At 66.6% G+C, this 10,392-nt stretch carries 11 protein-coding genes; 5 read left to right on the forward strand and 6 right to left on the reverse strand.

What is annotated here, in order from left to right:
- The coding region (locus GJ629_RS11200; protein WP_255475228.1) for an amidase family protein at positions 1-681 on the forward strand (681 nt) is incomplete at its 5' end.
- A 237-nt stretch (positions 682-918) separates the two neighbouring features.
- Here GJ629_RS11200 and GJ629_RS11205 read toward each other — a convergent pair.
- The 3 genes from GJ629_RS11205 to GJ629_RS11215 are packed head-to-tail and all read right to left on the reverse strand — an operon-like array spanning position 919 to position 2,765.
- Positions 919-1,173: a hypothetical protein gene (locus GJ629_RS11205; RefSeq protein ID WP_157513140.1), complete on the reverse strand. Its 255-nt coding sequence runs from the start codon at positions 1,171-1,173 to the stop codon at positions 919-921.
- 50 nt (positions 1,174-1,223) lie between these two features.
- Positions 1,224-2,015, reverse strand: coding sequence for an alpha/beta fold hydrolase (locus GJ629_RS11210; RefSeq protein WP_157513142.1), 792 nt, complete (start codon positions 2,013-2,015; stop codon positions 1,224-1,226).
- 60 nt (positions 2,016-2,075) lie between these two features.
- Positions 2,076-2,765, reverse strand: a complete 690-nt coding sequence (locus GJ629_RS11215; RefSeq protein WP_157513144.1) for a helix-turn-helix domain-containing protein — start codon at positions 2,763-2,765, stop codon at positions 2,076-2,078.
- Positions 2,766-2,866: 101 nt separating this feature from the next.
- On the opposite strand from GJ629_RS11215, the gene GJ629_RS11220 reads away from it, so the two are divergent.
- From GJ629_RS11220 to GJ629_RS11230, 3 genes are read left to right on the forward strand one after another with little or no spacing between them, the layout of a single operon-like run.
- Positions 2,867-3,994 carry a M48 family metallopeptidase gene (locus tag GJ629_RS11220; RefSeq protein ID WP_157513145.1) on the forward strand — a complete coding sequence of 376 codons (1,128 nt, stop codon included), beginning with the start codon at positions 2,867-2,869 and terminating at the stop codon, positions 3,992-3,994.
- Positions 3,991-5,025 (forward strand): M48 family metallopeptidase, encoded by a 1,035-nt coding sequence (locus GJ629_RS11225; protein WP_157513147.1) that lies wholly within the window; start codon positions 3,991-3,993, stop codon positions 5,023-5,025. The genes GJ629_RS11220 and GJ629_RS11225 overlap by 4 nt, the downstream gene beginning before the upstream one ends.
- 38 nt (positions 5,026-5,063) lie before the next feature.
- Positions 5,064-6,578, forward strand: a complete 1,515-nt coding sequence (locus tag GJ629_RS11230) for an FAD-binding domain-containing protein (RefSeq protein ID WP_370515878.1) — start codon at positions 5,064-5,066, stop codon at positions 6,576-6,578.
- On the opposite strand, the gene ppk1 is transcribed toward GJ629_RS11230, so the two are convergent.
- The 3 genes from ppk1 to GJ629_RS11245 all read right to left on the reverse strand — a co-directional run bounded on the left by ppk1 (position 6,569) and on the right by GJ629_RS11245 (position 9,934).
- Complete coding sequence (gene ppk1 / locus GJ629_RS11235) at positions 6,569-8,944, reverse strand: polyphosphate kinase 1 (RefSeq protein WP_157513151.1); 2,376 nt, start codon at positions 8,942-8,944, stop codon at positions 6,569-6,571. The two genes, GJ629_RS11230 and ppk1, sit on opposite strands and share 10 nt — an antisense overlap.
- Positions 8,945-9,622: a metallophosphoesterase family protein gene (locus tag GJ629_RS11240; RefSeq protein WP_157513153.1), complete on the reverse strand. Its 678-nt coding sequence runs from the start codon at positions 9,620-9,622 to the stop codon at positions 8,945-8,947.
- 111 nt (positions 9,623-9,733) lie between these two features.
- Positions 9,734-9,934 (reverse strand): hypothetical protein, encoded by a 201-nt coding sequence (locus GJ629_RS11245; RefSeq protein WP_157513155.1) that lies wholly within the window; start codon positions 9,932-9,934, stop codon positions 9,734-9,736.
- Between the two features lie 75 nt (positions 9,935-10,009).
- Between GJ629_RS11245 and GJ629_RS11250 the strand changes: the two genes are divergently transcribed.
- Positions 10,010-10,392, forward strand: a 383-nt coding sequence (locus tag GJ629_RS11250) for a hypothetical protein (RefSeq protein WP_157513157.1), incomplete at its 3' end; no start/stop codon positions are given.

Genomic DNA, 10,392 nt, shown 5'->3' on the forward strand with positions numbered 1-10,392 from the left:
TTCGCGGCCGCCGCCGACGGCGACGTCGAGGGTCTCGAAATCGGCATCCCGACGGAGTTGCTCGACGGTGCCGACGACGACGTGCTGGAGACGTTCTGGGACGCCATCGACGAACTGGAGGCACAGGGCGCCTCCTACCACGAGGTCGACCTGCCGAGCGTCGAGAACGCCGTCCAAGCGTACTACGTCATCGCGATGAGCGAGGCGTCCTCGAACCTCGCGCGCTTCGACGGCGTCCGCTACGGGGAATCGGGCGGCTACGAGGGCAACTGGAACGAGAGTTTCGCGAAATCCCGCGAGGAAGGCTTCGGCGAGGAGGTCAAACGCCGCATCCTGCTTGGCACTTACGCCCTCTCGGCGGGCTATCACGACAAGTACTACAAGCAGGCTCAAGACGCCCGCGACTGGGTCAAACAGGACTTCGATGAAGCCCTCTCGGAGGCGGACGTGCTGGCCTCGCCGACGATGCCCGTCCCGCCGATGGAACGCGGCGAGAGTCTGGACGACCCCCTCCAGATGTACCTCGCGGACGCGAACACGACGCCGGTCAACCTCGCGAACCTCCCCGCCATCTCGGTGCCCGCCGGCGAGACTTCTGAGGGCCTCCCGGTCGGCCTGCAGTTGGTCGGCCCCGCCTTCGGCGAGGAAACGATCATTCGAGCGGGCAGTGCGCTGGCGTAGGACGCGAGCGAGTTCCACGAGCGAGCGCTTTTTCCCCAAGTTCGTCAGAGCAGCGCTCTGACGCAGCCCATCGGAAATATTCGATTTCTGAGGACGTTTTTGCTCGGGGGGTGCCCGCAGCGCAGCGAGGGCACCCCCTGACGGAAAAAGTGGGTGCACGATTATCCGGGCCGGCAGCGCGCTGGCCTGAGAACGGACAGTTTTGATTCAGTGGCAAGCGAACCGAAACGCGATAACTCAATACTGCGTTCCGAAGTAGTACAGGGCCAGAAATCCCGGAATCAGGAACGGATAGATGAGCGGTCCGACAGTCGGGAGTGACTCCGCCCGGGACATACCGCCGATGCCGAACGCCGTGACGAGGAGATAGCCGCCACAGGCGATGTAGAAGCCGCTGGCAATCCCGAACGTCCAACAGAGGGCCGCGAGCGCCACTGCTCCGATCTGTCCCAGCGCCCCGAACCGGACGAATGAGACCGGATCGTACTCCATATTTCCGTCTGTGAGTCGCGGAGCCTAACGGTTGCGCTCCGGTTGGGGTGTTATGGTTTCAGGTCGGGATGCGTTTCGAGGAACGACCGGACGGCCTCGATCACGCGGTCGGGGTCCTCAACCGGCCCGAGGTGGCCGAGGCCGTCGAACTCGACGAAGCGACTGCCGTCGAGTCGCTCGTGGACCGCGCGGATGCTATCGCGGAGGTGGGATGGTCCCTCGCTGCCGGCCAGCAGGAGGGCCGGCGCGTCGATAGCGAGGCCGTCGGCCAGCGGGTGCTGTTCGAGCGCGCGGTCCATCCGCACGGCGTGTTCGGCCTCCTCGGCGGCCTCGGGCCAGCCCTCCCAAGCGTCGAGCCACGCCTCGAAGTGTTCGACATCGCCGCCGTGGATGACCTCCTTCAGGTGGAGTTTCATCGCCCCACGAGGGTCGCCAGCGTCGAGTCGCTCCTGCATCCGCGCGGCCAAGTCGGCCTGCTCGCGGTACTCGCCGACGAGATACGCCGGTTCGTAGGCAACCGCCGCCGCTACGTCCACCTCGGCGGCCGTCTCGATTGCCTTCCGGCCGCCGAAAGAGTGCCCGAAGAGGATCGGATCGCCGTCGACCGCGTCAGCGACGGCCTCGGCGTCCGACACCTCGCGCTGGATGTACCCCTCGACGGACGCGTCGGCGTCGTGGACCCGTCGGTCCGGGACGACGACGGTGTAGTCGTCGGTGAACGCGGGGACGATGGGGTCCCAGAAGCGCCGGCCGCCCCCGCCGTACAGCAGGATCAGCGGCGGGCCCTCGCCGTGTCGTTCGTACGCGATACGTGTGCCGTCTGCGGACGTGACTGATTCCATCGCTGGAGCAGACTGTACCGGTCTCGCCCGGCAAAGCGTGACTCTCAGTCGTGCGGCCGTTTAAGTGTCGGGCAGGGGCGGCCAAGTGGAGGCGACGCTCGTCTCGATGAGGTGGGTCTGGGCGCGGCGGAGGCGTTCGGAGAGCGACGAGGGCGAGATGTCCAGTTCGGCCGCGATATCGTCCAGCGAGGCTTCCCGTGGGATGTCGAAGTACCCCATCTCGTAGGCGATCCGGAGCGCCTCCTGCTGGCGGTCGGTCAGCCCCTCGCCCGGTTCCGCCGGGTCGCCGTCGCGGGTGAGACGCCGGAGCGTGAAGCCGGCGTTGTCCTGCCAGAAGGCCCGGAAGGCGTCGAAGGCCTCGCGGTTTGCGAACCACCCGGACTGGATCCAGCCGTCGGGCGTGACCTCGATGCGCTCGATGGCGGACTCGGTCGTCGCCAGCGCCCGGAGGCCCTCGAGGTCATCGAGAGCGTCGCCCAGCGTCTCCTGCAACGAGAGCGCCGGTTCGATCTGGTAGCGGCGTGTCTCGCCGGCGCGGCCGACCAGCGCCCACGAGTCGACGAACTCGGTGGCGTCGAGGGCGGCCTCGACCGGCGTCGGGTCGTCGTGAGTCACGTGGGTGATAAACAGCGGCCGCCGCCCGTGGTTGAACTGGATATCGATCACGACGCCGGCGTCCGGCACCGACGCTGCCACGTCGACCAGCGGCAGAGCCGGACAGTGAATCTCGAACTCGGCGACCAGTCCCATACCCCACGGATCGTATCGGAACAAGTAGGAGGTAACGGACCGCTCGGCGGAACGGTTCGCTGTCCGACACGTTTTTGATTTCGGCGTGAGAACGGTCGGATATGGCGCCCTCCACGCTCCACCACCGGGTGCGTATCGTCGCACTGCTTGCGGTGTTGCTCGCGTTCGACGTGGCGTTCGTCGCGGCGATGTACGTGCTGGGGCACGTCGCCCTCGGACTGACACCGCTGTTGTTCTACCAGTTCCACAACGTCTTCTGGACGATGAGTTTCGATCTGGTCCCGTTCGAGTTGTTCCTGCTGGTCGGGACGCCCGTCGTGTTGGTCGTCCAGTCGGTGTTCGGCTACCGGTTGACCCTCCGGCAGGCCAGAGAGTACGACATCGGCCCGGAGAAGTCGATGAAGAACGTGCTGTTGGCCGACCGCAGTAGCGACGACACCGAGGACGAACCCGAGGAGACGGTCGTCGCCGCGCCGTCGCTTGAGGACCGGGTCGCGCGGTTGGCACAGACCGCCGGCGTCTCCGTACCGGACGTGCGGGTCATCGACTCGGAGACGCCAAACAGCTACGTCGCCAGTCGGCCGGGCGAGCGGATGCTGTTCGTCACCGTCGGCCTGCTCGAAGCGCTGGACGACGACGAACTCGACGCGGTCATCGCCCACGAACTGGCCCACCTCAACAACGGCGACGCGTTCGTGATGACCGCGGCGGCGTTCCTGCCGACGGTCAGCGGCCAGTTTCTGGACACGCTGGCGACGCTTCTCCGGAAGAGCTTCGTCCTCGGCTGGCTGTTGGACGTAGAGCGCGAGGAGGACGCCAACCTCGGGAACCTAGAGGGGTTCATCTTGTTGTTCACGCCCGTCGCCGTCCCGATACTCGGGGCCATCTCCCTCGCCAGCACGGGCTGTTATCGGCTGCTCTCGCGCATCCGGGAGTACGCCGCCGACGCCGGCGGCGTGGCCATCTGTGGCTCGCCGGCCGCGCTGGCCAGCGCGCTGGAGACGCTGACGCTCGACGCCCGACCCGAGCGTGACTTCCGGACCGCCGACACCGGCGTCCGCGAGTTGTGCGTCCTGCCCTACGACATCGGCGAGGGAGAGGAGGAGACGGTCGACGACCGCATCGGCGAGGTCCGGGCCCGCGCCGGCGACCTGAGCGACCGCTTCCTACCCGGGTCCCACCCCGAACCCGAGGAACGGATCGCCGCGCTCAGAGAGCGCCAGCGATGAGGGGGGCGAGCGACCTGATCGAGGCGGCGGCCGCGTGGACGCTGCTAGTCGTCTTCGACATCGTCGTGGCCGCCCTCGTCCCTCTGGTGTTGCTCGCACCGTTTCTGCTTGCAGCCGCAGTGGGTCCGTGGTCGCTCCGGTCGATGCTCGATGTGGCCGGTTTGCTGGCGATGGGCAGCGCCGCCGTGGGAACGGTCCCAGTGCTAGCTGCGCAGGTGTGGTACGGTCATCGGGCGGCGATAGACCGCGTCAAGGGGAGCTTCGGACTGACGGCCGCCATCGCCGCAGACACGAGCGTACAGGAACGCGTCAAGCGACTCAGTGCCGTCGCCGGTCGTCGCCCACCGCTGACGGAAGTGCTCGATAGCGACGAGCCGAACAGCTTCGCGGTCGGGGCGGGCAAGACGGCTCGGATCTACGTCACCCGCGGGCTGCTCGAACGACTCGACGGCGAGGAACTCGACGCCGTGCTGGCCCACGAACTCGCACACCTCCAGAACCGAGACACGACGCTGTTGACGGCCGCGCAGTTTGTCCCTGCGACGACTGGCCGGTGGCTCGGGACCTACGCCGACGCCGCTATGTTGAGCGAGAGCGCCGACGTCGACGGCGCTGCAGGCGGCGGGGCGCGTGGAATATTCTTCTACCTTATGCCCGTGATTCCCGTCGTCGCAGTCGCCCGGGTGGTCAGTCTCGTGAGCCTCCGGCTGCTGGCACGAAGCCGCGAGCGAGCGGCCGACAGGGCAGCGGCGCGTCTCTGCGGGTCACCGACGGCTCTCGCCACTGTACTGGAGGCCATCGACGGAACGGACCGCCCACACACCGACGCTCGGTTCGACGCCGCACACGTCCGGGAGTTGTGTCTCCTCGACGGCGACAGCGGCGAGACGATTCCGTCCACGCGTGGCTGGGTCCCGGTCGCGCGGCGCTACTGGCGGCGCTTCGAGTCGTGGCTCGCCCCAGCCGCCCACCCGGAGACAGCCACCCGCGTCGAGCGACTCCGGGAACTGACCGCGGCGGCTAAGTCCTGAGCCCACACGGATTTGTCACTGCAGTCCCAACCGCATCCGTGAGCGACACCGTCGTCTGGCACCGGGCGGACCTGCGGACGGCCGACAACCCGGCGCTCGCGGCCGCGAGCGAGGCCGGGACGCCGGCGCCGCTTTTCGTCTTCGACCCGCAGTTCTACGGCAGCGACAGCCTCGCGTGTGACGCCCGCGTCCGGTTCGTCCACGAGTGTCTGGCGGACCTCCGGCGGCAGTACCGCGAACGCGGGAGCGACCTCCCGTTGGTCCACGGCGACCCCCGCGAGGTGATCGGTGACTTGCTCGACCGGGGGTACGAGGTGTACTGCAACCGCGGCGTGACCGCGCGGTACGGCCGGGAACGCGACCGGGCGCTGTTCGACCGCCCCGGCGTCCACCCCGTCGGCGACGACGGCATCGTCCGCCCGGAGGAGCGCCACCCCGACGGGACCGTCGCCGTCGACACCCGCGAGGACTGGCGCGAGCAGTGCGAGCGGTACTTCGAGGCCGATCCCCATCCCCGTCCCGAGGCGCTCGCGGACAACCCGCTGGACAGCACGACGACGATAGACGCGGTCGAGGAACGGTACGACGTGACCCCCGAGAAAGAGCGGGTCCCGACGGGCGGGACGATGGCCGGTATCGAGCGCCTCTCGAACTTCTGTGACCGGCTGGAGAGCTACCCCGGAGCGGTGTCGCCGCCGGCGGCCGCCGAGGCGCGGAGTTCGCGGCTGTCGGCGTACCTCGCGTTCGGCGCCCTCTCCCCGCGACAGGTCTACCGGCGGATCCACGAGGAACCGTCCTCTCGCGGCCGGGAGATGGTCACCTCGCGGCTGTTCTGGAACAGACATTACAATCAAAAACTGGCCGACTGGCCGGGATGGACCGAGCGGGCGGTCAACCCCGCGATGCACGGCCTCTTCCGGGACGACCACGACCCCGAACTGGTCGCCGCGTGGAAGGACGGCCGGACGGGATTCCCGATGGTCGACGCCGCGATGCGGGCGCTCGTGAGGACGGGCTACATCAACTTCCGGATGCGAGCGATGGTCGCCACGTTCTTCGTCTACGTCCTCCGGGAGCACTGGACGCGCGGCGCGGACTTCATGTACTACCACCTCGTCGACGCCGACCCGGCAATCAACTACACCCAGTGGCAGTCACAGGCCAATCTCACGGGCGTCCACCCCGTCCGGGTGTACGACCCGGCCAAGCAACTGCGGGAGTACGACCCAGACGGGGCGTTCGTCCGGGAGTACGTCCCGGAACTGGCGGCGGTTCCGGACACCCACCTCGCGCGGCCGGCGCGGATGGACGCCGCGACGCAGGCCGAGGTGGGCGTGACCATCGGCGAGGACTACCCGTATCCGGTCGTCGACTACGAGGCACGAGCGGAGGTGGCCCGGCGGCGATACGCGAAACTGGACGACCGGGCCAGTGAGGCGCTGTCTGACCCCCGTATCCGTCGGCGCGGGTCGTTCTCACAGCGGCGGAGCGACTCGGACGACGACGGGGGGACCGACGATGGCCAGCGAACGCTCGGGGAGTTTCAGTCGTAGTGACGTTCGACCACCGTCGCGGCCCCCTCAGCGGTCTCACGGTAGACACGGTCGCCGTCGGGGGTCCGGACGGCGAAAGCGTACTGGTTGCTGTCCGGTCGGTACCACGCGTCGGGATGGTTCTGTAGTACCGATGGGAGTCCCCCTACATCGTACTCGGTCCCCGAGACGAGCAGTTCCCCGGTAACCGGGTACGGATCGTAGACACCGAGGGCCGCGTCGGTTGTCGACGCGGCGGCGTCGGCGGCTTCCATCAGTATCTGTTGGGTGTTACGCTGTTCGTCGTCACCGGGCATCATCTGATCGTAGCTCCCGTCGGCGTTCATCACCCACCGTTTGGTGTTGTCCGTAAGCATCGTCTCGAGGACGAAGCGCAACTGCTCGCGGAGTCGTGTGTCCTCGACAGGTACGACTGCCTCGACACGGTAGTCGAGATTGCGCGTCATCCAATCAGCCGACCCGATGTAGTACTCCGGGTCGGTATCGAGCGCCGGATCACTAGCACCGTTCTCGAAGTAGAATATCCGGGAGTGCTCGAGGAAGGGACCGACGATACTGTGGACGGTAATGTTGTCGCTGATCCCCTCGATACCGGGTCGGAGTCGACAGATATCCCTGACGATCAGGTCTATCTCGACGCCGGCCTGTGAGGCGCGGTACAGTTCCGCGACCATCTCGGGGTCTTCGAGGCCGTTGACTTTCGCGACGATGCGGCCGCCGTTGCTCTCACGGGCGTGGTCGGCCTCCCGACGGATGTACTGGACGAATCGGTCCCGCATCGTGACGGGGGCGATCAGTAGTTTCCGAAACTGATCGTCCAGCGAGGGGCCGGTGAAGAAGTTGAACACTTTCACGAGGTCCTGGCCGATGTCCCGATCCGCGGTCAACAGTCCGAGGTCGACGTACCCCTTCGCGGTCTCGGAGTGGTAGTTGCCGGTGGCGACGTGAGAGTACAACTGGACGCCGTCGGGTTCCTCGCGGACGACCAGTGCCGTCTTTGTGTGGGTCTTCAGGCCCAGCGTCCCGTAGGCGACGTGGATACCGTGTTCCTCGAGACGGTGGACCCATTCGAGGTTGTTCTGCTCGTCGAACCGAGCCTTGAGTTCGACCATCACTGCGACCTGCTTGCCGTTGTCGGCGGCGTCGATGAGCGTCTGGATGACTTGGGAGTCGCTAGCGGTCCGATAGATGGCGGCCTTGATGGCCAACACGTCGGGGTCGGAAGCAGCCTCTTCGAGGAAGCGCTGGACGGTCTGGTCGAAGGAGTGATAGGGGTGATGGAGCAGGATATCGTCCTCGCGGATGGACTCGAAGACGCTGTCGCGGTCAGCGGAGGTGTCGAACCCGTGGTCGTAATCCGGGTCGGTGATTTCGAACCGCGGGTGGGGTTTCGGGGTCCACTCGGGCAACGACAGTTCGGGCCTGTCGAGGTCGGTCAACTGCATAAAGTCCCGGAAGTCGATGGGACCGTCGAGTCGGAATATCTCGTTGTCGTCTAGGTCGAGTTCGCCGGATAGCGTGTCGACGACCCGGTCGCTGGCGTCCGCGGCTATCTCCAGTCTGACGACGGAGGCGAACCGACGCTGGTCGATGACCTCCTCGATCATATCGATGAGGTCTTCGGCGACTTCCTCGTTGCGCCGAACCTCGGCGTTGCGGGTGATCCGGAACAGCGCCGTCTCCAGTACCTCGACTTGGGGGAACAACAGGTCCAGGTTCGCGCGGATCACCTCCTCCAACAGGACGTACGTCTCGGTGTCGACTTCGATCAGTCGTGGACGGTTCTTGGGTATCTTCACGCGGGTGAACGTCGGTTCATCGGTCGATTCACGCCGGGTCAACACCGCGAGTGAGAGACTCAGATTCGAGATGAACGGGAACGGATGCGCAGGGTCGACCGCGAGCGGCGTCAACGTCGGCAGGACGTCCTGCTCGAAGTACTGCCGAAGATCCGTTTGGGTCGCCGCCCCAAGGTCGGCGTAGTCTTTGATCTCGATGCCCGCCTCGGCCAGTGCGGGATGGACCAACGACCGGTAGCACTCGGCCTGTCGTTCGAACATCGGACGCGCCGCTTCGAGGACTTCGGTCAGTTGTTCGGCGGGCGTCCGGCCGTCAGGTGTCTCGGCCGTGACACCGGCGTCAACCTGCTGTTTGAGCCCGCCGACACGTTTCATAAAGAACTCGTCCATATTCTTGGTGAAGATGGCGAGAAAACGGACGCGTTCGAGCAGCGGGTTTCGGTCGTCGAGGGCTTCGTGGAGGACGCGTTGTTGGAAGGCCAGTTCGCTCAGTTCCCGGTTGAGATACAGCCGCGGGTCGTCGAGGTCGATCCACTCGGGGTCGATATCCGCAGCGTCGCCCGCCATCTATCGGGGGGACGGGTCGACGATGCTATCGGCCGAGCGCGACTGGTGGGTGACCTCGGGTTCGACGGCGACGAACCGGTCGTTCCGGAGGTCGTAGGCCGTCAACTGGCCGCCGTAGACACAGCCGGTGTCGAGGCCTACGGCCGTCTCGGTCGCGAAGGGTTCGTCGAGAACAGTGTGACCGAAGAACACTCGGGGGCCGTCCGGTCGCGTCTCGAACCAGAACGGGCGGGTGTAGCCGCCGTCGTCGGCCAGCGACCGCATCGTGAGGAGGTCCTCACGGGTGTGTTCGACGACCGGTTTCCGGTGGTCGACGCCGCCGTGGACGACCAGTGAGTTCCCGAAGGTGATGGCCTCCGGCATCGACTCGATGTGGTCGTGGTCGGCCGATGTCAGTTCGGATAAATTTTTGTCGCCCCGGAGAATCTTCGCCTCGTTGTTGCCGAGGACGGAGACGGCGTTCGGAAGCGAGCGGACCCGGTCGAGGACGCCCGCGCTGTCGGGGCCTTTCCGGACGAGGTCGCCGACGAAGACGAACAGCGTCTCCTCGTCGGGCCCGAGCCGGTCGAGTAGGCGGTCGAGCGTCTCCCGACAGCCGTGGACGTCGCCGACGACGAAGACGCGTTCGTACGCGCTGGCGTCGATTCGGCGGTGGGTGATGTCCGGAGCGAACTCCATCTGTGTGTCGTCTGGGATCGCTTTTGCCACGGTTGTCTCCAGATATCTCGGTAGTAACGGTGATGGTTTATAATATATCTCCGTACCGGAACAGAGAACTACATAACTCGGTCAAAACCGATAGGTGTCGACGCCGTCGGGGAGGGTTTCGGGGTCGACGCGGTCGCCCGACCCGCCGAGGTCGCTCGAACAGTCGACACAGACCCCAGCTGAATCGTCGAAGTGGCGGTCACAGACGAGGCGTCCACAGCGGTCACAGCTCTCCTCGACGTCGGGGCGCTGACAGAGTTCACAGATGCCGGCGACGCTCATGTCAGTGTGTAACACGGCCGGCGGTTTCAGTCCTCCGGCGGGACGCTTACGGTACTCCGGTCCCAACGCCGGAACGTGCACGAATCGCGGCTCCTGCTCGGTATCGCCGCGCTGTTCGCGGGGATGACCGTTCTGATGGCGACACTGGGTGTCGTCTACAGCCCGCTGTTGCTGGTCGTCGCGGCCCTGTTCGGGGTCGTGACGTACCTCCTCTGGAGCCACGGGACCGGCCGCCTCGCGGCGCGGATCTACCGCCGCGTGGAGCGCCAAGCCGCACAGGGCGGGGGACGACGCCGGACGCGGAGCCGTCGCCGGGCCAGCGACGGCGGGTTTGGCGCGGGACCGCGCGAGGAGTGGCGCGGCCCGCGGTCGGGCCAGCGTGAACGGGCCAGACAGCGTCAGCGGGCCCGAGGGGGTGAGCGGCCGGCGACGGACGCACCAACAGGGACAGGCGTCGG

The organism is Halapricum sp. CBA1109, assembly GCF_009741825.1.
Taxonomy (GTDB): Archaea; Halobacteriota; Halobacteria; order Halobacteriales; family Haloarculaceae; genus Halapricum.

Bases quoted from the DNA above. Each gene is read 5' to 3' on its own strand.
- GJ629_RS11205 (WP_157513140.1), bottom strand. From the start codon at position 1,173: ATGGAGTACGATCCGGTCTCATTCGTCCGGTTCGGGGCGCTGGGACAG.
- GJ629_RS11210 (WP_157513142.1), bottom strand. From the start codon at position 2,015: ATGGAATCAGTCACGTCCGCAGACGGCACACGTATCGCGTACGAACGA.
- GJ629_RS11215 (WP_157513144.1), bottom strand. From the start codon at position 2,765: ATGGGACTGGTCGCCGAGTTCGAGATTCACTGTCCGGCTCTGCCGCTG.
- GJ629_RS11220 (WP_157513145.1), top strand. From the start codon at position 2,867: ATGGCGCCCTCCACGCTCCACCACCGGGTGCGTATCGTCGCACTGCTT.
- GJ629_RS11225 (WP_157513147.1), top strand. From the start codon at position 3,991: ATGAGGGGGGCGAGCGACCTGATCGAGGCGGCGGCCGCGTGGACGCTG.
- ppk1 (WP_157513151.1), bottom strand. From the start codon at position 8,944: ATGGCGGGCGACGCTGCGGATATCGACCCCGAGTGGATCGACCTCGAC.
- GJ629_RS11240 (WP_157513153.1), bottom strand. From the start codon at position 9,622: ATGGAGTTCGCTCCGGACATCACCCACCGCCGAATCGACGCCAGCGCG.
- GJ629_RS11245 (WP_157513155.1), bottom strand. From the start codon at position 9,934: ATGAGCGTCGCCGGCATCTGTGAACTCTGTCAGCGCCCCGACGTCGAG.